The following is a 24,543-nucleotide window of genomic DNA, read 5'->3' on the forward strand; positions in this document are numbered from 1 at the left end:
TGCGCGCGGGCAAGGGGCCGGCGCGCGGCCGGCCCCCGCCCTCAGCCGCGCTTGCGGCGCTTGAAGCTGCGCTTGACGTTGCCCAGAACGTCCACCTCGACGCCCTGGCTGCGCATGATCACGTATTGCTGGATGAAGGTGATCATGTTGTTCGCGATCCAGTAAAGCACCAGGCCCGACGCGAACTGCCCGAGCATGAACATGAAGATCCACGGCATCCAGGCGAAGATCATCTTCTGCGTCGGGTCGGCGGGCTCGGGGTTGAGCTTCTGCTGCAGCCACATCGAGATGCCCAGCAGGATCGGCAGCACCCCGATCGAGAAGATGCCCAGCAGGCTGTCATGCCCCGGCGCATCCCACGGCAGCAGCCCGAACAGGTTCAGGATCGAGCTGGGGTCGGGCGCCGACAGGTCGCGGATCCAGCCGAAGAAGGGCGCGTGGCGCATCTCGATGGTGACGAACAGCACCTTGTAGAGCGAGAAGAAGATCGGGATCTGCAGCAGGATCGGCAGGCAGCCCGCGGCGGGGTTGGCCTTCTCCTTGCGGTAAAGGGCCATGATCTCCTGCTGGAGCTTGACCTTGTCGTCGCCGCAGCGCTCCTTGATCTTCTCGATCTCGGGCTGAAGCATCTTCATCTTCGACATGGCCACGTAGGACTTGTAGGCCAGCGGGAACAGCGCCGCCTTGACGATCAGCGTCAGCAGGATGATCGCCACGCCCATGTTGCCGACCAGGCCCTTGATGAACAGCAGAAGCTGCAGGATCGGCTTGGTCAGGAAAAAGAACCAGCCCCAGTCGATGGCGTCGGTGAAGCGCTCGATGCCCTGGCGCTCGTATTCGCGGATGGTGGCGTATTCCTTGGCGCCGGCGAAGGCGCGGGTGCTGGCCGAGGCGGTCGCGCCGGGCGCGACGGTGACGACGGGCAGGATCGACTCGGCGCGGTATTCCTGGTCGATCTCGCCGCGCGCGCCGCGGCGATAGCGGAACACGGCCTCGAAGCCCTCGTCATGGGGCGGGGCCAGCGTGGCCATCCAGTATTTGTCGGTGAAGCCCAGCCAGCCATTGCGCTCGACCGGGATCTTGCGCTGCACGACGCCGGGGCCGCCGTCGCCCTCAAGCTCCTTGAGCTCGTCGTAGTCGAGCTCGACCAGCGTGCCGTCGAACACGCCAAGGCCGCCTTCGTGCAGGATGTAGAAGTTGACCGTCTCGGGCTGGCCGCGGCGGGCGACGTAGCCATAGGGCGCCAGGGCGACCGGGCGCTCGCCGGCGTTGGTCACGGTCTGCTCGACGGTGAACATGTAGTTCTCGTCCACCGAGATCTTGCGCCGGAAGGTCAGCCCCTGGCCGTTGTCCCAGACCAGCGTCACGGGCTTGTCCACGCCCAGCTCGTCGCCCGACTCGACCCGCCACTCGGTGTTCGGACCCGGCGTCGGGATCGGCGCGGCGCCGGGCGCGTCGGCGACCGGCAGCCAGCCATGGACGATGAAGAACGGATGCTCGGTCCCCACCGGCGACAGCAGCGTGACCGTGTCGCTGTCGGGCTCGATGGTCTCGCGGTAGTCGAGCAGATGCAGATCGTCGAGCCGCGCCCCGCGCAGCGCGATCGAGCCCGACAGGCGCGGCGTGCGCACCGGCACGCGCGGCGAGCGGGCCAGGGCCTCTTCGCGCGTCATCAGCGCCGGCGCGCCGGCCGCCGTGGCGGCGTCGCCGGCCGCGGGCGCGCCGGCCTTTCCGGCGCCGACGGCCGAGACGGCGGGCTGCTCGGCCGGGACCGGCTGCGGCGGCTCGGGCGGGAAAAGGATGAACCAGAGCGCGATGACCGCGAAGCTGAGCACCGCGGCCGTGAGCATGTTCTTCTGTTCGTCCATGACGGCTCCGAGGGGACTATCGGGATTTGACGGGGGTTGAACAGGCCTCGGGCGGCGAGGTCAAGGGGTTTCCGCGCCGCGCCGGCCTCGGGCGGGGGCCCGCCAGGCGCGCCGCCCGCCGCGCGATGCGCCGCAGGCGGCGGGCCGATGCGCACCCCGCGACCGGCCTCGCCCGATCCGCCGGGGCCGCGCGGCGAGGCGGGCCCATGGGCGGCCAACCGCCTGCGGCGCCCCCATCCGGCCCGACCGGGGCCGCGCGCCGGCCGGCGCGGGAGGCCTTGCGCCACACGAGGCGCCGCGCCCCCGTCCGGCCCGCCCGAGCCGCGCCCGGCCGCGCTGCGGGCGGGTCACGATGGACGCGCCGCGCGATGCCCGGACCGCGCAGGCGGGCGCGCGCCCCGCAAAGGCGCTCCGCCGCAGAGCGCAAGCGGATTCTCGCTGCGGGCCGGCCGGCGCGCCCCCAAGCGGCCCGGACGCGCTGTCGCGGCGACGCGGACGATCAGGAAATCCCGTCGCGTCAGGGCAAGGGCTCGCGCGCCGCGGGGGCGGGCGCGCTTGCGCGCGGGGCGGGGGCGGGCGCGCTTGCGCGCGGGGCGCGCGGGTCTATACTCGGCCCCGAGGCGGGCTTGCGCCTTGACCGGCGCGCGGCGCCCGACGACATCCGGCGGCATGACCCAGACGTCCGATCCCCAGGCTCCCGGCGCAGGCGGCGCCGATGCGGGCGCGCCTCCGCGCCCGGGGCAGGCGCGCGCGCTGCGCTTCGGCTGGACCACCGGCGCCTGCGCCGCCGCCGCCGCGCTGGGGGCGGCGCGCGCGCTGCTGACGGGCCGCGCCGACGAGGGGCCGGTGCAGATCCGGCTTCCACGCGGGGGAACGGCGCGCTTCGATCTGGCCGAGCTGACGCTGGCCGAGGGCTGGGCGCGCGCGGGCGTCGTCAAGGATGCGGGCGACGATCCCGACGTGACGCATGGCGCGCTGGTGCGCGCGCGCGTCAGCCAGGCCGCGCCCGGAACGGGCGTGCGCTTTGCGGCCGGCGAGGGCGTGGGCGTCGTCACCCTGCCCGGCCTGCCCCTGCCGCCGGGCGAGCCGGCCATCAACCCCACCCCGCGCGCCATGATCAAGGGCGCGCTGCGCGAGCTGGCGCAGGAGCTGGGCGCGCCGGCGGATTTCGAGGTCGAGATCTCGATCCCCGGCGGCGAGGCCCTGGCCGCCCGCACATGGAACCCACGCCTTGGCATCGTCGGCGGGCTGTCGATCCTTGGCACCACGGGCATCGTGCGCCCCTTCTCCTGCGCGGCCTGGATCGCCTCGATCCATCGCGGCGTGGACGTGGCGCGCGCGACGGGCCTGACGCACGCCGTCGCCGCCACCGGCGCGACATCCGAGCGCGCCGCCGCGCGGCTCTATCCCGCGCTGCCGCCCGCCGCCTTTCTCGACATGGGCGACTTCGCGGGCGGCCTGCTGAAATACCTGTGCCGCCACCCGCTGCCGCGGCTGACCATCGCCGGCGGCTTCGCCAAGCTGACCAAGCTGGCGCAGGGGGCGCTCGACCTGCATTCGTCGCGCAGCCAGGTGGACATGGCGCGCCTGGCCGCGCTGGCCGAGGCGCTGGGCGCGGACGGCGCGCGCATCCGCGCCGCGAACACCGCGCTCGAGGCGCTGACCATCGCCGGGCCGCGCCTGGCCGAGGCGGTGGCGCGCGACGCGGCGGCGGCGGCGCTGGCGATCCTGAACGGCGCGCCGGTCGAGATCGAGGCGATCGTGGTCGGGCGCGACGGCGCGGTGCTGGCGCGCACCCCCTTCGCGGGCCCCGGCGCCGCGCGCACGCCATGACGATCCTGGTCCTGGCCGGCTCGGCCGAGGCGCGCGCCGTCATCGCCGCGCTGCGCGAGGCGGGCGCGCCGACCATCGCCTCGCTGGCCGGGGTCACCCGCCGCCCGGCGCCGCTGGGCGTTCCGACCTGGCGCGGCGGCTTCGGCGGCGCCGAGCCCATGGCCCGACGCCTGCGCGAGGCGGGCGTGCGCGTCGTCGTCGATGCGACCCACCCCTTCGCCCGCCGCATCAGCGCGCGCACGGCCGAAATCTGCGATCGGCTGGGCGTTGCGCGCATCGCGCTGGTGCGCCCGCCCTGGCGCGAGCCCGAGCCGGGCGCGTGGCGGCGCTTCGCCACGCTCGAGGCCGCGCTCGAGGCCCTGCCCGCGGGCGCGCGCGTGCTGGCGGCGCTGGGCGCGGGCGCGACGGCGCGGCTGGGCGCGCGGCCCGATCTGCGCTTCCTCGCCCGCGTGGCCGAGGCGCCCGCCCCCGATGCGCCGCCCCCGCCGCCGAATGTCGAGCTCATCGCCCGCCGCCCGCCGCTGAGCGAGTCGGACGAGCGCGCGCTGATGCGCGAGGCCGGGATCGACATCCTGCTCACCCGCAATTCCGGCGGACCGACCGACGCCAAGCTGGCGGCCGCGCAGGCGCTGGGCGTCGAGATCGCGATGATCGACCGCCCGCCGCCGCCCCCGCCCCCCCACGCGCGCGACGCCGCCGAGGCCGCCGCCTGGGCGCTGGCGCGCTGGCGCGAGCGGGCGGCGCCTTCGGCTTGACAGAGGCGGCCCCAGCGCCGAAAACGGGCGATGTGCATGGTTCCGCATGTCGCGCCCAAGGCGCGCCGGGATTAATAGGGAATGCGGACAGGGCCGACCCAAACCGGGGGCCCGAAGCCGCAGCCGCCCCCGCGACTGTAGGCGGAGCGCGCCGTCCACACGCCACTGGCCCCGGGCCGGGAAGGCGGACGGCGCAGGGGACGATCCCCGCTCCGCAAGCCAGGAGACCTGCCATGCATCGTGCAACCCAATCCCGTCGGGTGTGACGGGCAGGAGTGAGAGACATGCAGAACACGACCCTTCGCCACGCGGCCCGCGTCGACGCCGGCCTCGTTTCCATCGTCGGCGCCGCCGCGCTTGGCCTGACGCTGGTCTTCTTCGCGGGCTTTGCGAACGTCACCCATGACGTCGCGCATGATTCGCGCCACGCCATCGCCTTCCCCTGCCACTGACCCGGCGCGAAACGATGGGAAAAAGACTGCTGGCCAGCGCGCTGTTCGCGGGCCTGCTGGCGGGGCTCGTCTCGGCGGCCCTGCAGCACTGGATGACGACGCCGCTCATCCTTCAGGCCGAGCTCTACGAATCGGGCGAGATGGTCCATGGCGCCGCGCATGCGCATGACGGCGCCCATGCCCATGAGGGCGGGCACGACCACGGCGCCGTCGGCGCGGCCGCGAGCGGCCATGCGCACGATCACGACCATGGCGACGAGGTCGGCCTGACCGAGCGCGCCGCGAACACCTTCATGATGACCCTGGTCGCCATGGCGGGCTTCGGCCTGCTGCTGACCGCCGGCTTCGCGCTGGCCGAGCGCCTGGGCGCCGGCCGCGTCGGCCTGCGCGAGGGGCTGATGTGGGGCGCGGCGGGCTTCGCCTGCACGCAGCTGCTCACCGGCGCGGGGCTGCCGCCCGAACTGCCCGGATCGGCCGCGGCGCCGCTGCTCGAGCGGCAGATCTGGTGGACGCTGACGGCGCTGCTGTCGGCCGCCGGGCTGGCGGTCCTGGCCTGGGCGCCGAACCCGGCGCGCTGGCTCGGGCTGGCGCTGCTGGCGCTGCCGCACGCGATCGGCGCGCCCCACCCCGAAGAGCTCTGGGGCGGCGCGCCGCCCGAGCTGGCCGGCCTGTTCGTCGCGCGCTCGCTGCTCATCGGCGCCGTGGGATGGACCGTTCTCGGCGCCGCGGCGGGCTGGCTCTGGTCGGACGAGCGCAGGGCCGCCTGAGCGGCGCGGCGCGCGCCGCCGCAGACAACCGGCGCCGCCGGCCCCCGGCGGCGCCCCTCATCGCAAGGACCATCGAACGATGACCACCGCCAGCCTTCGCAAGATCCCCGCCACCGTCGTCACCGGCTTTCTGGGCGCGGGCAAGACGACGCTCATCCGCAACCTGCTGGCGCGCGCGGACGGGCGCCGCATCGCGCTCATCGTCAACGAGTTCGGCGACATGGGCGTGGACGGCGAGCTTCTGCGCGGCTGCGGCGACGCCGCCTGCGCCGACGAGGACGTGGTCGAGCTGAGCAACGGCTGCATCTGCTGCACCGTGGCCGACGACTTCATCCCCACGCTGGAAATGCTCCTCTCGCGCCCGACGCCGCCCGATCACATCGTCATCGAGACCTCGGGCCTGGCGCTGCCGCAACCGCTGGTGCGCGCCTTCAACTGGCCGCAGATCCGCAACCGCGTGACCGTGGACGGCGTGGTGACGGTGGTCGACGGCCCCGCCGTGGCCGCCGGCCGCTTCGCCCATGACGAAGGCGCCGTCGCCGCCCAGCGCGCCGCCGACGACAATCTCGACCACGAAACCCCGCTGGCCGAGCTGTTCGACGACCAGCTGGCCTGCGCCGACCTGGTCGTGGTGTCGAAATCCGACCTCCTGGACGAAGAGCAGGCCAACGCCCTGTTCGAGGTCGTCTGCGCCAAGGCCCGCCAGGGCGTGCGCATCGTGCGCTCGGACGCCGGCGGCCTGTCGCCGCGCGTGCTGCTGGGCATGGGCGTGGGGGCCGAGAACGACCTCGACTCGCGCGCCGAGATCCATCACCGCCACCATGACGACGATCATGACCATGATCACGACCATGATCACGACCGCCATCACGAGGACGCGCATGGGCATGACGAGTTCGAAAGCTTCGCGCTGACCCTGCCCGAGATCCGCGACCCCGCCGCCTTCCGCGCCCGCGTCGAGGCCGCGATCCGCGATCACGACATCCTGCGCCTGAAGGGTTTCGCGGCCGTCGCGGGCAAGCCCATGCGCCAGGTGGTGCAGGCGGTGGGGCCGCGGCTCGAGACCTATTTCGACCGCCCCTTCGGCGACGAGCCGCGCGTCACGCGGCTGGTGGTGATCGGGCTGGCGGGCATGGACCGCGCCGCCATCGAGGCCGCGCTGGCCGAGCCCGCCCCCGCCATGGCCTGAGCCGCCGGGGCGCAAGCCCGCGCCCCGGCCCTGCGCTCCGGCGCCCGCTTCGGCCCGCACTCGGGCCGCGTCGGGTCCGCCGCGAGCGCGCCAGCGCAGCGCCCCGCGCGCAAGGGAGACGCCATGCACCTGCTTCTGGCCCAGCCGGGCGAGGTCTCGGACGGCTCCGAGGCCGTGGATCTGGGACAGGACCCCGGCGACATCGTCATCATCTCGGCCGCCGACACCGAGCTGGCGGCCCTGTCCGAGGCGCGCGCGCAGGCCATTCCGGGGCTGCGGCTGCGCCTGGCCTCGCTGCTGCACCTGCAGCACCCCATGTCGGCGGACCTGCATCTGGACCGGACGGCCGCGCGCTCGCGCCTGGTGGTGGTGCGCGCGCTGGGGGGCAAGGGCTACTGGTCCTACGGGCTTGAGCAATACGCCCTTCGGCTGCGCGAGGCGGGCGCGCTGTTCGCCGCGCTGCCCGGAGACGACAAGCCCGACGAGGAGCTGCGCCGCCTGTCCACCGTCGCCCCCGAGGACTGGGACCGCCTGTGGGCCTATTTCGTCGAGGGCGGCCCGCGCAACATGGCCAACCTGCTGCGCCATTGCGCGCACATGCTGGGCGAGGCCGAGGCGCCCCCCGCCCCGGCGCCGCTCTTGCGCGCGGGCGTCTACTGGCCCGGCGCGGGGGTGGCGGATCTGGACGCGGCGCGCGCCGCATGGCGGCCGGGCGCGCCGGTCGCGGCGCTGGTCTTCTATCGCGCGCTGGTGCAGGGGGCGGGGCTGCACCCGGTCAACCGGCTGACCAAGGCGCTGGCCGCGCAGGGGCTCAACCCGCTGCCGATCTTCGTCGCCTCGCTCAAGGACCCGGTTTCGGCCGCCACGCTCGAGACCCTGTTCGCCGAGGCGCCGCCCGACGTGGTCGTCAACGCCACCAGCTTCGCCGTCTCGTCGCCACAAGCGGGCGCGCATGAGGGCACGCCGCTCGACCGGCCCGGCGCGCCGGTGCTGCAGGCGATCTTCGCCGGCGGAACCGAGCAGGCCTGGGAGGCGGGCGCCAACGGCCTGTCGGCGCGCGACATCGCCATGAACGTCGCCCTGCCCGAGGTGGACGGGCGCATCGTCACGCGCGCCGTCAGCTTCAAGGGCGAGGCCTATTTCGACGAACAGGCCCAGGCCCCCATCGCCGCCTATCGCGCCCAGGGCGACCGGGTCGATTTCGTGGCCCGGCTGGCCGCCGCCTGGGCGCGGCTGCGCGCCCTGCCCAACGGGCGCAAGCGCGTCGCGCTGATCCTGGCCAACTATCCCAACCGCGACGGGCGGCTGGCGAACGGCGTCGGGCTGGACGCCCCCGCCTCGACCGTCGCGGCGCTGCGCGCGCTGGCCGAGGCGGGCTACGACGTGGCCGACGCGCCCGCCGATTCGGCCGAGCTCATGGCCCGCATCATGGCCGGGCCGACCAACTGGCTGCCCGACCGCGCCGCGCGCCAGGGCGGGCAGACGCTGACGCTGAGCGCCTATCTGCGCGCCTGCCAGGCCCTGCCCTACGAGCTTCGCCAGCAGGTCGAGGAGCGCTGGGGCCCGCCCGAGGGCGACCCCTTCTTCCTGCCCGAGGGGAACGGACTCGAGGGGCGCTTCGCCCTGTCCATCCACCGCTTCGGGTCGGTCGCGGTGGGCGTGCAGCCCGCGCGCGGCTACAACATCGACCCCAAGCAGACCTACCACGCGCCCGACCTGGTTCCGCCGCACAACTACCTGGCCTTCCACTTCTGGCTGCGCGACGAGTTCGGCGCCCACGCCTTCGTCCACATGGGCAAGCACGGCAATCTGGAATGGCTGCCGGGCAAGTCCGTGGCCCTGTCGCGGCAGTGCTTTCCCGAGGCCGCGCTGGGCCCGATCCCCAATCTCTACCCCTTCATCGTCAACGACCCCGGCGAGGGCGCGCAGGCCAAGCGCCGCGCCGCGGCGGTGGTGATCGACCACCTGACCCCGCCCATGACCCGTGCCGAAACCTACGGGCCGCTGAAGGATCTCGAGGCGCTGGTGGACGAGTATTACGAGGCCTCGGGGGTCGATGCGCGCCGCGCGGCGCATCTGCGGCGCGAGATCATGACCCTGACCGCCGCCGCCGGACTGGACGCCGACGCCGGCATCGCGCCGGACATGCCCGAGGACGAGGCGCTGGCGCGGCTGGACGAGTATCTGTGCGACATCAAGGAATCGCAGATCCGCGACGGGCTGCACGTGTTCGGCGCCGCGCCCGAGGGCGTGCAGGAGCGCGACCTTCTTGTGGCGCTGGCGCGGGTTCCGCGCGCCGCCGCCGCGCGCCCCGCGCCGGGCGACGCCTCGCTGATCCGCGCCATCGCGCAGGATCTGGGCCTAGACCCGGCCGAGTTCGATCCGCTCGACTGCGCCATGGCGGCCCCCTGGCGCGGTCCGCGGCCCGAGCCGCTGGCGCGAATCCTGCCCGGCCCCTGGCGGACCAATGGCGACGCCGTCGAGCGCATCGAGGCGCTGGCCGCCGCGCTGGTCGACGGCGCCCCCCTGCCCGAGGGCATGGAGCGCACGCGCGCCGTGCTCGACTGGATCGAGGGCGTCATGCGTCCGGCGCTGCGCGCCAGCGGCCCGGCCGAGATGCGCGCGCTGCTCGACGGGCTTGCGGGGCGCTTCGTGCCGCCCGGCCCCTCGGGCGCGCCCACGCGCGGGCGCCCAGACGTTCTGCCCACGGGGCGCAACTTCTACTCGGTCGACAGCCGCGCCGTGCCCACCCCGGCGGCGTGGACGCTGGGCTGGCGCTCGGCGCAGGCGCTGGTCGAGCGCCACGCGCAGGAAGAGGGCGACTGGCCGCGCGCCCTGCTGCTGACGGCCTGGGGCACCTCGAACATGCGCACCGGCGGCGACGACGTGGCCCAGGCCATGGCGCTGATCGGCGCGCGCCCGACCTGGGACGCGGCCTCGCGCCGCGTGACGGGGTTCGAGATCCTGCCCCTCTCGGCGCTGGGCCGCCCGCGCGTGGACGTGACGCTGCGCGTCTCGGGGTTCTTCCGCGACGCCTTCCCCGCCCAGATCGAGCTGTTCGACAGCGCCGCGCGCGCCGTCATGGCGCTGGACGAACCCGAGCACGACAACCCCCTGGCCGCGCGCTTCCGGGCCGAGCGCGCGCGCCTGCGCGCCGAGGGCGCCTCCGAGGGCGAGGCCGAGCTGCGCGCGGGCTATCGCGTGTTCGGCTCCAAGCCCGGCGCCTACGGGGCCGGCCTTCAGGCCCTGATCGACGAGCGCCTGTGGGACCGGCGCGAGGATCTGGCCGACAGCTACCTTGAATGGGGCGGCTACGCCTATGGCCGCCAGGCCGAGGGCGCGCGCGCGCGCGATCTGTTCGAGGCGCGGCTGGCGCGCGCCGACGCGGTGGTCCAGAACCAGGACAACCGCGAGCATGACCTGCTCGACAGCGACGACTACTACCAGTTCGAGGGCGGCGCCGCCGCCGCGGTCGCGCATCTGTCGGGGCGCGAGCCGCGCATCTGGCACAACGACCACTCGCGCCCCGAACGGCCGGTGGTGCGCTCGCTGGACGAAGAGATCGGCCGCGTGGTGCGCGCGCGCGTGGTCAACCCCAAATGGATCGCGGGGGTCAAGCGCCACGGCTACAAGGGCGCCTTCGAGATCGCCGCCACAGTCGATTACCTGTTCGCCTTCGCGGCCACGACGCGGGCGGTGCGCTCGCACCATTTCGACCTGGTCGAGCAGGCCTTCCTGGCCGACGACGACACCCGCGCCTTCATCGCCCAGGCCAACCCCGCCGCGCTGCGCGAGATCGCCCAGCGCCTGGCCGAAGCCCAGGACCGGGGCCTCTGGCGCCCCCGCTCGAACTCGGCGCGCGCGCGCATCGAGGCCATCATCGCCGCCCAACCGCAGGCGCAGGGCGGCGAACCCGCCCCGACCGAACGCAGGAGAGAGCCATGACCGACGCCCCCAAGCCCGAGGATCTGGAGCGCCACGCCCAGAAGATGGCCAAGAAAAAGGCCGCGCGCGAGAAGATCATGGCCGGCAAGACCGGCGAGAAGGGGCTCATCATCGTCCATACCGGCAAGGGCAAGGGCAAGACGACCGCCGCCTTCGGCATGATCTTCCGCTGCATCGCCCATGGCATGCCCTGCGCGGTGGTGCAGTTCATCAAGGGCGGCATGTCCACCGGCGAGCGCGACCTGATCCTGTCGCGCTTCTCGGACGTCTGCCAGTTCCACACCATGGGCGAAGGCTTCACCTGGGAGACCCAGGACAAGGCGCGCGACATGGCCATGGCCCGCGCCGCCTGGGAAAAGGCCAAGGAGCTGATCCGCGACCCCGAGATCCGCATGGTTCTGCTGGACGAGATCAACATCGCCCTGCGCTACGACTATCTCGACATCGACGAGGTGCTGCGCTTCCTGCGCGAGGAAAAGCCGCCCATGACCCATGTCGTGCTGACCGGGCGCAACGCCAAGCCCGAGCTGATCGAGGCGGCCGACCTGGTCACCGAGATGGAGCTGGTCAAGCATCCCTTCCGCGCCGGGGTGAAGGCGCAGATCGGCGTCGAATACTGACCCCTGCGCGCCGGGCGGCCCCGGCCCCCGCAAGGCAGACGCCCCGCCCGGGCCGGCGCGCATGACCCGCTGGCCGCCCGATTGCGCGGCCGCGGCCCGACGCCCCGCGCCGGCGGCGCGCCCGGCCCGAAGCCCGCGCACGCGGCGGCAGGTCTGCGCCCCGGGTCCCCGCCGCGCCCCATATCCGCCGCGCCGGGCGCCCCCAGGCGAAGGCCCCGACCGGCCGACGGAGGGCAGGGTTGGGGAACGCCCGCGCCCACAACCCGCGACGCGCTGCGCGACGGCAACCAGCCACCTCGCCCGCCGCATGGCCGCCGGCCGACGGACCGGCGACGGGTCAGAGAATGGCCGCGCCCGAAACCCGCGCCCCTTCGGCCCGCCACGCGGCTTCGCGTCGGCAGCCGCGGCCGACGGACAGGCGACGGGTCATCGACTGCATGAGCCCGCATCGCGGGCCGCCCCCGCCACATGGAAACCAGTCGGCGGATGGGGGGCGGGTCACCGAACGGATGAGCCCGCATCCCGCGCCGCCCCTGCGCGCCATTGGCAGAAGCCCCGGCTCCGCCATGTGCGAACCGGTCGGCCGACAGGGGACCGGTCATGAGAAGGATGAGCCCGCATCCGCGCGCCACCTCGCGTCATTGGCCGAAGCCCCGGCTCCGCCACATGGAAACCGGCCGGCCAACCGGGGGCCGGTCATGAGACGGATGGGCGCGCCTCCCGGGCGCCCCCGCGTCTTCGGCCGAAGCCGCCCCGCCGCATGGAAACCGGTCGGCCGACAGGGGGGCGCGAAGAACCGACGAACTCGCGCCACGCGCCGCCCCGCGCGTCGTCGCGCGGCCATCGGGCTCCGCCGCGCCGGAGCCGGCCGGCGGCCCCGGGGCGGGGCATGGGCGAGCGCGGGGCATCGGCGAGCGCTCTGCGCGCGCCTTGGGTCGGGGACCCGCCCCGCCGCGTCAGAAGCGATCGAGCAGGCGGCGCAGATATTCCAGCTCGTCCTCGGGGCGCAGCCGGTCTCCGGCCCGTCGGCGGATCTCTTCGAGCAGTTCGCGCGCGCGCTTGAGCTCGGCCGCGTCGGGCACATGCGTGTCGCCCCCGTCCAGCGCGCCGTCGGGCGCGGCGCTGCGGCCCAGCGGGTCCACCTGCGGCCCCTCGCCCGATGCGGCGCCGGCCTGCCCCTGCCCCTCGCGCGCGGCGCGGCGCAGCGCCTCGCCCAGGCGGCGCGAGCCTTCGCGCAGCGCCTCGAGCGCGCGCGCCTGATCGTCCAGCGCCGCATCGGGCGCGCCCTGGGCCAGCGAGTCGCGCGCGCGGCCCATGGCGCGCTCGGCCTCGCGCAGGGCCTCTTCCGCCTCGGGCGACAGGCCGCCCGGCAAACCGCCCCGCAGCCCCTCGAGCGCGCGGCGCAGGGCCTCTTGCCGCCGGGCCAGCGCCGCCGCGCCGCCCCCCTGCCGGCTCCCGTCGCCCAGCGTGGCCCCGTCGCCCCGCCCGCTCTCGCCGCGCGGCCCGAGCCCCTGCGCGCCGCCCTGCCCCCGCCGGCCCTGCTCGGCGCCCTGGCCCAGGCCCTGCCCGGCCGCGCCGTCGCGCCCCGCGCCGCCCTCGGCGTCGCCCTGTCGGGCCCCGCCCGGCGCCTGCCCTGCGCCGCCTTGCCCGCCCTGGCCGCCGCTGCGGGTCTGGCCAAAGGTCTCGTCGGCCAGCTCCTGCTGGCGGCCCAGAAGATCGCCCAGCCGCTCCATGGCGCCGGCGCCCGGCTCGCCCTGGCCCTGCGCGCCCTCGCGGGCGGTCATGCGCAGGTTCTCGAGCATGCGGCTCAGCTGCTCGAGCATCCGCTGCGCGGCGTCGGTCTGGCCGGCGCGCGCCATCTCTTCGAGCTGGTCGAGCATGTCGCGCAGATCCTGCGCCGCCATCTCGCGCCCCTCGCCGCCCTCTTCGAGCTGGTCCAGGTTCTGCAGCGCCTGACGCGCCATTTCGGCCAGGTAGTCCTCCATCGCGGCGCGGAGCTCTTCGGTCAGGGCGGCGATCTCGTCGGGCGGCGCGCCGTTCTCGAGCGCCTCGGACAGCCGATCGCGCGCGCGGCGCAGGCGCTCGGCCGCGTCGGCCATGTCGCCGTCCTCGATCAGCAGCGCCGCGCGCCAGAGCAGCTCGAGCACCGAGGGCGCCGCCGCCTCGACCCGCCCCAGCGCCAGCGCATGGTCCAGCCGCCGGATGGCCGTGCGCACCGCCAGATAGGGGCGCAGCGCGCCGCCGAACCAGTCCTCGGGATAGAGCGTGACGGCCTTGAGCCGCCGCGCCACGTCGCGCGCCGCCGCGGGCGACCAGGCCAGGGCGCGGCGTTCTTCGATCAGGGCGCGGGCCATGGGATCGGAGAAGCGGCGCGCGGGCAGCGTGAAGGCCGCGGGCGCCGAAGCGCCCTGCTGGCCGGCGCCGTCCTCGACATGCAGCGTCGCCAGCGCGGGCAGCCCCGCCCAGGGATGGGCGGTCAGATCCTCGACCGCGGCGCCGGCCGCCTGGCGCAGATCGCCCGACAACGGCAGCGGCAGCTCGATCTCGATCGGCGCGATCAGCCCGCCCGGCGCCGGCGCGCCGGCGGGCGCGCGCGCGGGGTCGAGGACGATGCGCGCCCAGCCCTTGGCCAGGCCGTGATCGTCGCTTGCGCGAAAGGGCAGCTTCAGCGCGCGGCCGTCCTCGACCCCGGGCGGCGCGGCGAAGGCGACCTGGGGCGGCGCGTCGGGCTGGGCCACGAAGCGCCAGGCGCCCAGCGTCCGCCCGCCCAGCCGCACCTCGACCAGGCCCGAGCGCGCCACTTCGAGCCGCATCTCGTGCACGCCCTCGGCGACGGCGGCGAAGCCGGCCTCGAGCGGCGAGACGCTCTGCCGCGCCTGAGGCGTGCGGGGCGCGTCGAACACCCGCACCGTCAGCGCCGAGCCCGCGGGCAAGGCCGCCTCGGTCCCCGTCAGGTCGGTCAGGTAGATCGGCGCGCCGCCCAGATAGGCGGGCGGAAGGGCCCAGGCCTCGATCGCCGGCGCCGGGCGCCCGTCGCCCTGCGGCGCAAGATGCGGGGCCAGCGCCTGCTCGATGCGCGCGCCGCCCGACAGAGCCGCGGCGAAGGCGCCGAAAACCAGCAGGATCAGCGCCGACAGCCGCAACGCCCAGGGGTCGCGCGCAGCCAGGCGCGGCGCCGGGCGCGGCGGGCGCAGATCGGCGACGCGGGCGGCCATGCGGCGGCGATGCTCGGCCCACAGGGCGCGCGCGCCCGGATCCTCGGCGCCCAGCGCTTGCGCGTCCTCGAGCGCGGTCAGCGGGCGCCCCGGCGCGCCGGCCTCGAGCGCGGCGCGCACCTCGTCCTCGTCGGGCGGGCGAAAGCGGCGGATCGACAGGATCAGCGCCGCGACGAAGCCCGCCGCGAACAGCGCCAGCGCCGCGGCGTGCGCCCAGATGGGAACCGCCTCGAGCGCGCCGCTCAGCGCCAGGCCCAGAAAGGCGGCCGCCACGCTCCACACCGGCCAGAAGGCCTGGGCCGCGCGCTCGAGCGTCAGCGCCCGCCGCGCCCTGCGGCGCAGCCGCCGGGCCGCGGCGCGGGCGGCGCGCAGCGCGGCGTCGTCCTGCGGGCCGTCGGGGCCGCCTTGCGCGTCGCGCGGGTCGGGGGCGGACATGGGCGCTCCTTTCCGGCCCGACGCGGGGGCGTCAGGCCAACCAGGAGGGAATAGTATCGCGCGCCAGCATTTCTTCAAACGTCGGGCGCCGGCGCACCACGGCGAATTGATCGCCATCCACCAGCACCTCGGGCACGAGCGGGCGCGAGTTGTATTCCGACGCCATCGCCGCGCCATAGGCGCCGGCCGAGCGGAAGGCCACCAGCTCGCCCGGGCCGATGAAGGGCAGCGCGCGGTCGCGGGCGAAGGTGTCGCCGGTCTCGCAGACCGGGCCGACCACGTCCACGGGGCGGCGCTCGGCGCCCGGCGCCGGCTCGATGACCGGGGCGATGTCGTGCCAGGCGTCATACATCGCCGGGCGGATCAGGTCGTTCATGGCCGCGTCGAGGATCAGGAACTCGCGCCCCTCGCCCTGCTTGCGGTAGATGACCGAGGCGACCAGCAGCCCGGCGTTGCCGGCGATCAGGCGGCCGGGCTCGACCTCGATCTCGCAGCCCAGATGGCCGACCGTGCGGCGCACAAGCGCGCCGTAGTCGAAGGGCAGCGGCGGGGCCTCGTTGGCCTGGCGGTAGGGAATGCCCAGCCCCCCGCCCAGGTCCAGGCGGCGGATGTCGTGGCCGTCGGCGCGCAGGGCCTCGGTCAGCTCGGCCACCTTGCGGAAGGCGGCCTCGAAGGGGGCGAGGTCGGTCAGCTGCGAGCCGATATGCACGTCCACGCCCACCACCTCGATCCCCTCCATGGCGGCGGCGCGGGCATAGACCTGGCGCGCGGCCGAGATGGGCACGCCGAACTTGTTCTCGGCCTTGCCGGTGGCGATCTTGGCATGGGTGCGCGCGTCCACGTCCGGGTTGACGCGCAGCGCGATCGGCGCGCGCACGCCCATCTCGCGCGCGACGGCGTCCAGCGCCTCGAGCTCCTCGGCGCTTTCGACGTTGAACTGGCGCACCCCGTTGGCCAGGGCGAAGCGCATCTCGGCCGCGGTCTTGCCGACGCCCGAGAACACCACCTTGTCGCCGGGAACGCCGGCGGCCAGGGCGCGGCGGAACTCGCCTTCCGAGACCACGTCCATGCCCGCGCCCAGCCGCGCCAGCGTGCGCAGCACCGCCAGGTTGCCGTTGGCCTTGACCGCGTAGCAGATCAGGTGCGGCAGGTCGGCCAAGGCCTGGTCGAAGACATTGAAATGCCGGGTCAGCGTGGCCGTGGAATAGACGTAGAAGGGCGTGCCGACCTGCTCGGCGATGGTCGGGATCGAGACGTCCTCGGCGTGCAGGACGCCCTCGCGGTAGTTGAAATGGTCCATGCGTCCCCCCTCGTGCCGCGCGCCGCCCTCAGCGGCCGCGCAGGCGCAGATGCAACAACAGCGGCAGCCCGCAGCCCAGCCCCAGAAGCAGCGCCGCCGGAATGGCCAGAAGCGGCGCGGCGCTGCGGCGGGCGGCGGCCTCGGCGGCGGCGAACAGCGCAAGCGCGATCAGCGCGACGCCGCCCCCCGCCACCGCCGCCGCCAGGTCTGCGAGGCCGACCTGCCCTGCGGCGCGCAGCGCGGCGGCCGGATCGGCCCAGACGCGCGCGGCCAGCGCGCGGGCCGCGGGCCAGCCGCCCGCCGCGGCCAGCGCCAGATAGACCCAGCGCATGAGCGTCGCCGCGCTCATGCGCCGACGGCCGCGCGGGCGCGGGGACGGGCCGCGTGCGCGCTCATATGGCGCTTTCGAAAACCTGGCGCAGACGCGCGCGGTCGATCCCGTCGCCCGCGCCCGCGGCGCGCGGCGTCAGCGGCGCCGGCGCGCGCAGATCGCCCGCCGACACGGCGCCGGCCGAGGCCAGCGGCGCGCGCCCCTGCGGCGCGGCGGCGGGCGCATCGGGCGCACCGGGCGCGGCCTGCGCCCCCGACGCCGTCCCTGACGCCGCCCCTGACGCCGCGCCGGGCGCGGCGGGCGCGGCGGGGTCGCCCTTGCGTCCGCAGCCCGTCCCCGCCGCCAGCGCCGCCAGCCCGATCGCCAGCGCCGCGCCGCGCGCCGCGCGCCCCATGCAGGCGGGCGCCCTCATGCGCCCGCGCCCCGCCCGTCCAGCTCGGCGCGCCAGCGCGCGATCTGCTCGCGCACGCGCTCGGGCGCGGCGCCGCCGTAGCTGGTGCGGCTGGCGACCGACTTCTCGACGCTGAGCACGTCGTAGACGCCCTCGTGAATGCCGGTGTGGATGCGGTGCATGTCGGCCAGCGACAGCTCGGGCAGGTCCACGCCCTCTTCCTCGGCCAGCCTGACCAGGGCGCCGGTGACGTGATGCGCCTCGCGGAAGGGCAGGCCCAGCTCGCGCACCAGCCAGTCGGCCAGGTCGGTGGCGGTCGAGAAGCCCGACGCCGCCGCCGCGCGCAGCGCCTCGGGGTTGGGCTTCATGTCGCCGAGCATCCCGGTCATCGCCGCCAGCGCCAGCATCAGGCTGTCGGCGGCGTCGAAGACCTGCTCCTTGTCCTCCTGCATGTCCTTGGAATAGGCCAGCGGCAGCCCCTTCATCACCGTCAGCAGGCCCACCAGCGCGCCGTTGATGCGCCCGACCTTGGCGCGCACCAGCTCGGCGGCGTCGGGGTTCTTCTTCTGCGGCATGATCGACGAGCCGGTCGAGAAGCGGTCCGACAGCGTCACGAAGCGGAACTGCGCCGAGGACCAGATGACCAGCTCTTCGGCGAAGCGGCTCAGATGCGTGGCGCAGATCGCCGCGGCGGCCAGGAACTCGAGCGCGAAGTCGCGGTCCGACACGGCGTCGAGCGAGTTGGCCGCCGGCCGGTCGAAGCCCAGCGCGCGCGCCGTCGCGTGGCGGTCGATGGGAAACGAGGTGCCCGCCAGCGCCGCCGCCCCCAGCGGGCATTCGTTCATGCGCGCGCGCGCGTCGCGAAAGCGGCCGCGGTCGCGGGCGAACATCTCGACATAGGCCATCATGTGATGCCCCCAGGTCACGGGCTGGGCGGTCTGCAGATGGGTGAAGCCGGGCATGACCATGTCGGCGCCCGCCTCGGCCTGGTCGAGCAGCGCACGCATCAGCGCCTCGAGCCCGCCGATGGCGGCGTCGATCTGCTCGCGCACCCACAGCTTGAAATCCGTGGCCACCTGGTCGTTGCGCGAGCGCGCGGTGTGCAGCCGCCCGGCCGGCGCGCCGATCAGCTCGCGCAGGCGCGCCTCGACGTTCATGTGGATGTCCTCGAGCGCGGTCGAGAAGACGAAGCGCCCGCTCTCGATCTCTGACAAGATCGTGAGAAGCCCCTCGTCGATGGCGCGGAAATCCTCGGGCGTGATAATCCCCTGATCGGCGAGCATCCTTGCGTGGGCGCGCGAGCCCTCTATGTCTTGCCGCGCAAGGCGCTTGTCGAAGCCGATCGAGGCGTTGATCGCCTCCATCACGGCGTCGGGGCCGGCGGCGAACCGCCCTCCCCACATCTGGTTCGAGGCGCGATCGGCGGTCTCGGGCCGGGCGGCGTCGTCGGTCATGGGGACTTGGTCCTCGTCTCGAATTGCGCCCCGTCGGGGCGCGCGATGAATCAGGAGCACGCAGATGCGCGCAAAAGCATTCGCCTGGGCCCTGCTATACGGCGCGGCGGCCCTCTTCGCCAGCCCCGCGACGGCGCAAGGCCCCGATCAGACCCGCATGGCAGACGCGGCCAGGACTCTGGGGGGCGAGCTGTCGCGCCTGGCCTTTCATGCCAGCCCGCGCCCGCCCGTGACGGCCGAGTTCGCCGCGCCCGACGGCGCGCGCGCCTCCTTCGCGGACTTCGCCGGAAAGATCACGCTGGTGAATTTCTGGGCCACCTGGTGCCCGCCCTGCCGCAAGGAGATGCCCTCGCTCGACCGCCTGCGCGCCCAGGCCGCGAGCGACGAGGTCGAGGTCGTCGCCGTCAATGTCGAGCGGCGCGGGCGCAAGAAGGCCGCCGAGTTCTTCGCGCAGAACGGGATCGACTCGCTGGCGCCCTATGCGGACGAAACGGGCGCGCTGCCCCCCGAGATGGGCATTCTGGGCATTCCCGTGACGGTGATCCTGGACCGCGAGGGGCGCGAGATCGCCCGCCTTCAGGGAGAGGCGCGATGGGACGCGCCCGAGGTCGTCGCGCTGCTGCGCGAGCTGGCGCAGATGACGCGCCCGGGCGCGGGCTGAGCCGCCTGCCCCGGCCCGCCTGCCCGAGCCCGCCTGCCCCAGCCCGGCCGGACCGGCGGCGCGCCATCTGCGCGCGCGCTCAAACCGGGGGCGCGGGCCCGGGGCGGCGCGCGCCATCGCGCCCGAACCCCGCGCCCAACCCGCGACCCGAGCAGGACGACGGCGGGCGGGGCGCGGCGGCGCGCAGGAGGCCGATTGCCCTTTCGGCGCGCGCGGGCTAACCTTTGTGCAAGGATGGGTTGCGTGTCGACGCGGCGGCGTGCGGCGGCCGCGACAGCGGCGCGTGCGCCGTCGGGCCCGATGGGAAGGGCCCGCGGCGCCGCCGGGGGGGAAATATGCGCACGGAGCAAGGCGGCGACGGGCCGCCCGGTTCATCGGCCGGGCGGCGGGACGCGTCGCCGCGGCCAGCCGACGAGGACTCCGCGATTCTGGCCGCGGCGCTCGAGGTGCTCGAGCACGCCTATCAGGCATTTCTCAATCCGCATGAATTCGCCCGGCTGCTCGAGGTCTGGGGCGGCCATGTGCTGGCGCTCGGCCCCGAGCGCGCGGCGCGGCTCAACGCGCGTCTGGAACGGCATCTGGAACGCGCCCTGCCGGTGCTCGAGGTCAACGCCGAGCGGCAGCTTCAAGGCGACGTGCTCGGCCGCGCGGTCAGCGAACAGCTCCGCCCCGCGGTCGCCGTCAGCCCCTCGGGGCTGGTGATCGCCGCCAACGAGGCCGCCGAGCGGCGCCTGGGCCTGTCCGAAGGCGACCAGCTGGGCGAGGCGCATTTCGCGCCCGGCGACTGGGAGGCGGCGCGCGCCTTCATGCGCGCCCCGCCCGCCGCCGACCCAAGCCGGCGCCTGACCGTGCGCCTGATGACTCCCGAGGGCGAACCCGCCCCCGCGGATCTGGCCATGATGCCGGCGCGCGCCGGGCAGGCGCCCGCGCTGCTGCTCAGAAGCTTCGAGATGACCCTGTCGCCCGAGGCGCGCGCCGTGCTGACGGCCCGGTTCCGCCTGACCGAGGCCGAGACCGAGGTCATGCAGAACCTGCTCGGCGGCCGCGACGCGGCCGACATCGCGCGCGCCCGGCGCACTTCGGTGGCCACGGTGCGCACGCAGATCCGCTCGATCCGCGAGAAGACCGGCGCGCGCAGCCAGCTCGACCTGGTGCGCCTGGCCGCCAGCCTGTGCGCCCTGGACGAGACCCGCCGCGCCGAGCTGGCCACCGTCGCCGCGCGCATGCGGCGCAGCTATCGCCCTCCGGCCCGGCACGAGCTGGCGACGCTGCCCGACGGCCGCCAGGTCGAGCACCGCCGCATCGGGCCGCCGAACGGGGCGCCGACGCTGATGCTGCACGGCTCGCTGTTCGGCTTCGCCCTGCCCGACGCGTTCTTCGAGACGCTGACCGCCGCCGGGCGCAGCCTGTGGATCCCCGCGCGCCCGGGGTTCGGCGCGTCCAGCCCGCTGCCGGACGATGCGGGCCTTGCCGACGAGGCGCAGGCGCTCTTGCGCTATGCCGACCATGCGGGGCTGGGGCGCTTCGCCGTCATCGCCCATGGCGCGGCGGCGCCGCTGGGCGCGGCGCTGGCGCAGGCCGCGCCCGAGCGGGTCGAATCGCTGGCGCTCATCTCGGGCTTTCTGCCCGACCGGCCGAACGCCGCCGACGTGGACACGCCGCCCTGGCAGGCGCTGGTCCAGATCATGGCGCGCGGAACGCCCCGCCTGCTGCAGCTGCTGTGCCGCGCCGGAGCGCAGATGCTGCGCCAGATCGGCGCGCGCGACTTCTACCGGCATGCCTATTCGTCGGCGCCCGCCGACCGGGCGGCGGTGGAATCGGGCGCGACGCTGGCGCTGATGAAGGTGTCCTTCAACATGGTCCTGGCGCAGGATCTGCGCGGCTTCGCCCAGGACTTCAAGCTGGCGGCCGAGGACTGGAGCGCCCTTTGGCGGCGCACCGCCCTTCCCGTGGCGCTGATCCATGGCGACCAGCCCCAGGCCTATGACCTTGCGCTGGCGCGCCGCGCCGCCGCGCTGGCCCCGAACGCCTGCGTCCGCCCGATCGAGGGCGCCGGACAGCTGGCGGCGCTGACCCACCCCATGCCCGTGGCGCACGAAACGCTGCGCCACCTGCGCGCCCATGCGCGCCAGCCGCAATTATGAACCGGATGACAACTTCCATACCACAGCTTGGGTATGCAGATTTGGAACGAATCGCCTACCCTTCAGTCATCGGTTGCGGCGTCTGCCGGAGGGTCACGGCTTCGGCGAAAGGCGCGGACCGATTGGGGGACGAGCCACCTTCGTTTTGGCTCAACGCGATTGACAAGGGGGGCGCCCCGCCGTTCGCCGGCCACCGGCGCGGCGGGGCGTTTTTCGTGGCGGCGCCTCGGCCCGGCGGCCGCGCTCAGCGCCCGATCAGCATCCGGCGCAGCACGTTGTCTCGCAGCACGAAATGATGCCGCAACGCCGCGGCCGCGTGCCCGGCGACGACCGCGCTCAGCGCCAGCGCGCACAGGAAATGCGCCCTGCGCAGCGCGTCGGCCAGCGCCTGATCGCCGGGGCGGAAGGGGTCGGGCAGCTCGAACAGGCCGAAGACCATGTTGCGGATGCCGTAGGCGTCCTGCAGCGGCGAGGCCGAGGCCATGAGCCACCCGGTGACCGGCATGGCGATCATCAGCGCGTAGAGCGACAGATGCCCGGCGCGGGCCAGGGCGCGCTCGGCCCGCGACATGCCCGGCGGCGGCGCGGGCGAGCGCCCCTCGAACAGCCGCCAGGCGATGCGCAGAACCGCCAGCGCGAAGGCGACGAAGCCCCAGCTCTTGTGCAGCTGAACCCAGGCGAACTGCGCGTAGATGTCGATCGGGGCGTTGGACATGTAAAAGCCAAGCCCGAGCATGAACAGGATCACGCCCGCCATGCTCCAGTGCAGAAGGCGGGTCGGCAATCCCCAACCCTCGGCGTCGGTGATCAGTCGCGTCATTGCGGCTGCTCCTGCGTTGGCGCCGGCGCGGCGCGCACGTCGTAGATGACCGCGACCTCGGGGCCGATCGAGACGAAGGCGGCCGACGGCCCCTCGCCCACCCCGAAGATCCGCGGATCGAAGGTCGCGCGGCCGCGGGCGCGCGCGCCGCGCGAGTCAAGCTCAAGCGTCGCCGGCGCCGCGAGCGCCCGCGTGCGCCCCTTCACCGTCAGCCGCCCGCGCGCCATGTAGTCGCGCGACATGCCCGGAGCGATCGGCCCCTGCGCCGCCGGATCGATCGGGTCGAGCCGGTCGAGCTCGAACGTCGCGCGCGGGTGCGCGCGCACGTCGAACCAATCGGGCCCGGCGGCGAACATGGTGCGCAGCGGATCGCCCAGATCGAGCGAGCGCATGTCGAAGCTCATGCGCAGCGTCGTGTCCTGCGGGCGGGCGGGATCGAAGACGCCCGAGCCCTCGAAGCGGCGCAGCCGCCCGACCCCGGGGCGGCCGTTGGCGACATATTCGAACGCGATGCTCGAGGCTTCGGGGTCGATCCGCCAAAGCGCCGAGGGCGGCCCGGCCCGCGGCGCGGCGGCCGCGGCGACGGCGCAAAGCGCCGCCAGGGCCGCCGCCCGCAGCGCCGTCATTGCCCGGCCGGGCTCATCTCGAGCTCGATGCGGATCGGGATCGTCCCGCCCACCGCCGGCGCGGCGTAGTTCATGCCGTATCTGGTGCGGTCGAGCTCGCCCGTGGCGGTGAAGCCGGCCACCATCTTGCCGGGCACGATCGGCGAGGGCCCGTATTTGTTGAGCCGCACGTCGAAGGTTTCCTCATGCGTGACCCCGCGCAGCGTCACCTCGCCGGTGAGGCGAGCGGTCTCGGCGCTGGTCAGCTCGACCGATTTCGACACGAAGGTGATGGTGGGGTGGTTCTCGACGTCCAGGAAATCGGCCGAGCGGATGTGCTCGTCGCGCGCGGGCCAGTTGGTGTCCACGCTGGCGGCGTCGATCGTGAAGGTCACGCGGGTCTGCTCGAGCGCCTCGGGGTCGAAGTCGATCTCGGCGTCCATGTTGCGGAACCAGCCATGCACCACCGAGAAGCCCAGATGATCGACGCTGAAGATCACCTGGGTGTGCGACTTGTCCAGCACATAGGGCTCGGCCAGGACGGGCGCGGCGGCGCCGACGGCCATGGCGGCGGCGACGGGAATGAATGCGAAGCGCATGCGGATCCTCCGGAACTGCGGGTTGCTGTGCGTCGCAAGGTAACCTGCGCCGGAGGCGAAACAATGGCGCCCATCATCCATTCATCGTTTCCGATTTGGAAACTCTCAGCGGGTCGGCACCGGCGTCTCGCCGCGATAGTCGTAGAAGCCGCGGCCCGTCTTGCGCCCCAGCCAGCCGGCTTCGACATACTTCACCAGCAGCGGACAGGGGCGATACTTGGTGTCGGCCAGGCCGTCATGCAGCACGTTCATGATAGCAAGGCAGGTGTCGAGGCCGATGAAGTCGGCCAGCTCGAGCGGCCCCATGGGATGGTTCGCGCCCAGCTTCATCGCCTTGTCGATGCTCTCGACCGTGCCGACGCCCTCATACAGGGTGTAGACGGCCTCGTTGATCATCGGCAGCAGGATGCGGTTGACGATGAAGGCGGGAAAGTCCTCGGCCGAGGCGACGGTCTTGCCGATGCTGTCCACCACCTTGCGCATGGTCTGGTAGGTTTCGTCGTCGGTGGCGATGCCGCGGATCAGCTCGACCAGCTTCATCACCGGCACGGGGTTCATGAAGTGCAGCCCCATGAAGCGCTCGGGCCGGTCGGTGGCCGCGGCCAGACGCGTGATCGAGATGGACGAGGTGTTGGTCGTCAGGATGGTGTGCGGCGCCAGATGCGGCGCCAGGCTGGCGAAGATCTCGGCCTTGATGCGCTCGTTCTCGGTGGCGGATTCGATGATGAGGTCGCACTTGCCCAGCTCGGCCAGGTCGGTGCACTTGCGGATGCGCGCCAGGGCGGCGGCCTTGTCCTCGGGGGTCATCAGGCCCTTGGCCACCTGCCGGTCCATGTTCTTCGAGATGCGCGCGATCGCGTCGTCGATGCGCGCCTCGTCCACGTCGTTGAGCAGAACCTCGTAGCCGTGCTGGGCGAAGACATGGGCGATGCCGTTGCCCATCTGCCCCGCGCCGATCACCCCTACCGTGCGGATCTCGTTCGCCGCCATCACTCCCGCCTTTCTGCGCCGCCCCTCTGGGCCCGCCATGGACCTTGCGTTCAAGGGCGAACCTACGCGCGGGCGCGGCGCGCGGCAAGGCCCGCCCGGCGACGGCCGGGCGGCGGCCAAGCGGGGGCCGGACGGGGAATCGGACGGGGGGTCGGGCGGGGGGTCGGGC

General features: G+C 74.3%; 19 protein-coding genes and 1 riboswitch. Of the genes, 9 read left to right on the top strand and 10 right to left on the bottom strand.

Annotation, left to right across the window (positions count from 1 at the left end):
• Positions 1–41: 41 nt before the first annotated feature.
• Entirely contained in the window at positions 42–1,868 is a 1,827-nt protein-coding gene (gene yidC / locus BMW67_RS00175; RefSeq protein ID WP_072746640.1) for a membrane protein insertase YidC, read from the bottom strand.
• 669 nt (positions 1,869–2,537) lie between these two features.
• On the opposite strand from yidC, the gene BMW67_RS00180 reads away from it, so the two are divergent.
• The 7 genes from BMW67_RS00180 (at position 2,538) to cobO (ending at position 11,429) form a co-directional block, all read left to right on the top strand.
• Positions 2,538–3,701, top strand: a complete 1,164-nt coding sequence (locus tag BMW67_RS00180) for a cobalt-precorrin-5B (C(1))-methyltransferase (RefSeq protein WP_083581190.1) — start codon at positions 2,538–2,540, stop codon at positions 3,699–3,701.
• Positions 3,698–4,456, top strand: a complete 759-nt coding sequence (locus BMW67_RS00185; RefSeq protein WP_072746641.1) for a precorrin-6A/cobalt-precorrin-6A reductase — start codon at positions 3,698–3,700, stop codon at positions 4,454–4,456. The genes BMW67_RS00180 and BMW67_RS00185 overlap by 4 nt, the downstream gene beginning before the upstream one ends.
• Positions 4,457–4,476: 20 nt before the next feature.
• Positions 4,477–4,706: riboswitch (cobalamin riboswitch) on the top strand.
• 34 nt (positions 4,707–4,740) lie between these two features.
• Positions 4,741–4,908 (top strand): CbtB domain-containing protein, encoded by a 168-nt coding sequence (locus BMW67_RS00190; protein WP_072746642.1) that lies wholly within the window; start codon positions 4,741–4,743, stop codon positions 4,906–4,908.
• A 14-nt stretch (positions 4,909–4,922) separates the two neighbouring features.
• Positions 4,923–5,675, top strand: a complete 753-nt coding sequence (locus tag BMW67_RS00195; protein ID WP_072746643.1) for a CbtA family protein — start codon at positions 4,923–4,925, stop codon at positions 5,673–5,675.
• A 79-nt stretch (positions 5,676–5,754) separates the two neighbouring features.
• Entirely contained in the window at positions 5,755–6,864 is a 1,110-nt protein-coding gene (cobW, locus tag BMW67_RS00200; RefSeq protein ID WP_072746644.1) for a cobalamin biosynthesis protein CobW, read from the top strand.
• Positions 6,865–6,987: 123 nt separating this feature from the next.
• The gene (gene cobN, locus BMW67_RS00205; protein ID WP_072746645.1) at positions 6,988–10,809 is read left to right on the top strand and encodes a cobaltochelatase subunit CobN; all 3,822 of its coding nucleotides are present in this window, start codon (positions 6,988–6,990) and stop codon (positions 10,807–10,809) included.
• On the top strand, positions 10,806–11,429 hold the full coding sequence (gene cobO / locus BMW67_RS00210; protein ID WP_072746646.1) for a cob(I)yrinic acid a,c-diamide adenosyltransferase: 624 nt from the start codon (positions 10,806–10,808) through the stop codon (positions 11,427–11,429). The genes cobN and cobO overlap by 4 nt, the downstream gene beginning before the upstream one ends.
• A 956-nt stretch (positions 11,430–12,385) precedes the next feature.
• Here the strand turns inward: cobO and BMW67_RS00215 are convergent.
• From BMW67_RS00215 to argH, 5 genes are read right to left on the bottom strand one after another with little or no spacing between them, the layout of a single operon-like run.
• Positions 12,386–15,079 carry a TIGR02302 family protein gene (locus tag BMW67_RS00215; RefSeq protein WP_072746647.1) on the bottom strand — a complete coding sequence of 898 codons (2,694 nt, stop codon included), beginning with the start codon at positions 15,077–15,079 and terminating at the stop codon, positions 12,386–12,388.
• 31 nt (positions 15,080–15,110) lie between these two features.
• On the bottom strand, positions 15,111–16,379 hold the full coding sequence (gene lysA, locus BMW67_RS00220; protein ID WP_072746648.1) for a diaminopimelate decarboxylase: 1,269 nt from the start codon (positions 16,377–16,379) through the stop codon (positions 15,111–15,113).
• Positions 16,380–16,407: 28 nt separating this feature from the next.
• On the bottom strand, positions 16,408–16,728 hold the full coding sequence (locus BMW67_RS00225; protein ID WP_125458994.1) for a DUF2834 domain-containing protein: 321 nt from the start codon (positions 16,726–16,728) through the stop codon (positions 16,408–16,410).
• Between the two features lie 43 nt (positions 16,729–16,771).
• Complete coding sequence (locus BMW67_RS00230; RefSeq protein WP_125458995.1) at positions 16,772–17,122, bottom strand: hypothetical protein; 351 nt, start codon at positions 17,120–17,122, stop codon at positions 16,772–16,774.
• On the bottom strand, positions 17,119–18,555 hold the full coding sequence (gene argH, locus BMW67_RS00235; protein ID WP_072746651.1) for an argininosuccinate lyase: 1,437 nt from the start codon (positions 18,553–18,555) through the stop codon (positions 17,119–17,121). The genes BMW67_RS00230 and argH overlap by 4 nt, the downstream gene beginning before the upstream one ends.
• 64 nt (positions 18,556–18,619) lie before the next feature.
• On the opposite strand from argH, the gene BMW67_RS00240 reads away from it, so the two are divergent.
• Positions 18,620–19,216, top strand: a complete 597-nt coding sequence (locus BMW67_RS00240; RefSeq protein ID WP_072746652.1) for a TlpA family protein disulfide reductase — start codon at positions 18,620–18,622, stop codon at positions 19,214–19,216.
• Positions 19,217–19,551: 335 nt separating this feature from the next.
• Entirely contained in the window at positions 19,552–21,360 is a 1,809-nt protein-coding gene (locus BMW67_RS00245; RefSeq protein ID WP_072746653.1) for a bifunctional helix-turn-helix transcriptional regulator/alpha/beta hydrolase, read from the top strand.
• Between the two features lie 244 nt (positions 21,361–21,604).
• Here the strand turns inward: BMW67_RS00245 and BMW67_RS00250 are convergent, their stop codons facing one another.
• From BMW67_RS00250 to BMW67_RS00265, 4 genes are all read right to left on the bottom strand, one after another.
• Positions 21,605–22,180 carry a cytochrome b gene (locus BMW67_RS00250; protein WP_072746654.1) on the bottom strand — a complete coding sequence of 192 codons (576 nt, stop codon included), beginning with the start codon at positions 22,178–22,180 and terminating at the stop codon, positions 21,605–21,607.
• Positions 22,177–22,806 carry a YceI family protein gene (locus BMW67_RS00255; protein WP_072746655.1) on the bottom strand — a complete coding sequence of 210 codons (630 nt, stop codon included), beginning with the start codon at positions 22,804–22,806 and terminating at the stop codon, positions 22,177–22,179. Before BMW67_RS00255 ends, BMW67_RS00250 begins: the two co-directional genes overlap by 4 nt.
• Positions 22,803–23,384, bottom strand: a complete 582-nt coding sequence (locus BMW67_RS00260) for a YceI family protein (protein ID WP_072746656.1) — start codon at positions 23,382–23,384, stop codon at positions 22,803–22,805. The genes BMW67_RS00255 and BMW67_RS00260 overlap by 4 nt, the downstream gene beginning before the upstream one ends.
• Before the next feature lie 105 nt (positions 23,385–23,489).
• Positions 23,490–24,374: a 3-hydroxybutyryl-CoA dehydrogenase gene (locus tag BMW67_RS00265; RefSeq protein WP_072746657.1), complete on the bottom strand. Its 885-nt coding sequence runs from the start codon at positions 24,372–24,374 to the stop codon at positions 23,490–23,492.
• Positions 24,375–24,543 lie beyond the last annotated feature (169 nt).

This window comes from Oceanicella actignis (genome assembly GCF_900111545.1).
In the GTDB taxonomy this organism is placed as follows: domain Bacteria; phylum Pseudomonadota; class Alphaproteobacteria; order Rhodobacterales; family Rhodobacteraceae; genus Oceanicella; species Oceanicella actignis.

Excerpts from the sequence above, each read along its gene's own strand:
- yidC (WP_072746640.1), bottom strand. The coding sequence starts at position 1,868 with ATGGACGAACAGAAGAACATGCTCACGGCCGCGGTGCTCAGCTTCGCG.
- BMW67_RS00180 (WP_083581190.1), top strand. The coding sequence starts at position 2,538 with ATGACCCAGACGTCCGATCCCCAGGCTCCCGGCGCAGGCGGCGCCGAT.
- BMW67_RS00185 (WP_072746641.1), top strand. The coding sequence starts at position 3,698 with ATGACGATCCTGGTCCTGGCCGGCTCGGCCGAGGCGCGCGCCGTCATC.
- BMW67_RS00190 (WP_072746642.1), top strand. The coding sequence starts at position 4,741 with ATGCAGAACACGACCCTTCGCCACGCGGCCCGCGTCGACGCCGGCCTC.
- BMW67_RS00195 (WP_072746643.1), top strand. The coding sequence starts at position 4,923 with ATGGGAAAAAGACTGCTGGCCAGCGCGCTGTTCGCGGGCCTGCTGGCG.
- cobW (WP_072746644.1), top strand. The coding sequence starts at position 5,755 with ATGACCACCGCCAGCCTTCGCAAGATCCCCGCCACCGTCGTCACCGGC.
- cobN (WP_072746645.1), top strand. The coding sequence starts at position 6,988 with ATGCACCTGCTTCTGGCCCAGCCGGGCGAGGTCTCGGACGGCTCCGAG.
- cobO (WP_072746646.1), top strand. The coding sequence starts at position 10,806 with ATGACCGACGCCCCCAAGCCCGAGGATCTGGAGCGCCACGCCCAGAAG.
- BMW67_RS00215 (WP_072746647.1), bottom strand. The coding sequence starts at position 15,079 with ATGTCCGCCCCCGACCCGCGCGACGCGCAAGGCGGCCCCGACGGCCCG.
- lysA (WP_072746648.1), bottom strand. The coding sequence starts at position 16,379 with ATGGACCATTTCAACTACCGCGAGGGCGTCCTGCACGCCGAGGACGTC.
- BMW67_RS00225 (WP_125458994.1), bottom strand. The coding sequence starts at position 16,728 with ATGAGCGCGGCGACGCTCATGCGCTGGGTCTATCTGGCGCTGGCCGCG.
- BMW67_RS00230 (WP_125458995.1), bottom strand. The coding sequence starts at position 17,122 with ATGAGGGCGCCCGCCTGCATGGGGCGCGCGGCGCGCGGCGCGGCGCTG.
- argH (WP_072746651.1), bottom strand. The coding sequence starts at position 18,555 with ATGACCGACGACGCCGCCCGGCCCGAGACCGCCGATCGCGCCTCGAAC.
- BMW67_RS00240 (WP_072746652.1), top strand. The coding sequence starts at position 18,620 with ATGCGCGCAAAAGCATTCGCCTGGGCCCTGCTATACGGCGCGGCGGCC.
- BMW67_RS00245 (WP_072746653.1), top strand. The coding sequence starts at position 19,552 with ATGCGCACGGAGCAAGGCGGCGACGGGCCGCCCGGTTCATCGGCCGGG.
- BMW67_RS00250 (WP_072746654.1), bottom strand. The coding sequence starts at position 22,180 with ATGACGCGACTGATCACCGACGCCGAGGGTTGGGGATTGCCGACCCGC.
- BMW67_RS00255 (WP_072746655.1), bottom strand. The coding sequence starts at position 22,806 with ATGACGGCGCTGCGGGCGGCGGCCCTGGCGGCGCTTTGCGCCGTCGCC.
- BMW67_RS00260 (WP_072746656.1), bottom strand. The coding sequence starts at position 23,384 with ATGCGCTTCGCATTCATTCCCGTCGCCGCCGCCATGGCCGTCGGCGCC.
- BMW67_RS00265 (WP_072746657.1), bottom strand. The coding sequence starts at position 24,374 with ATGGCGGCGAACGAGATCCGCACGGTAGGGGTGATCGGCGCGGGGCAG.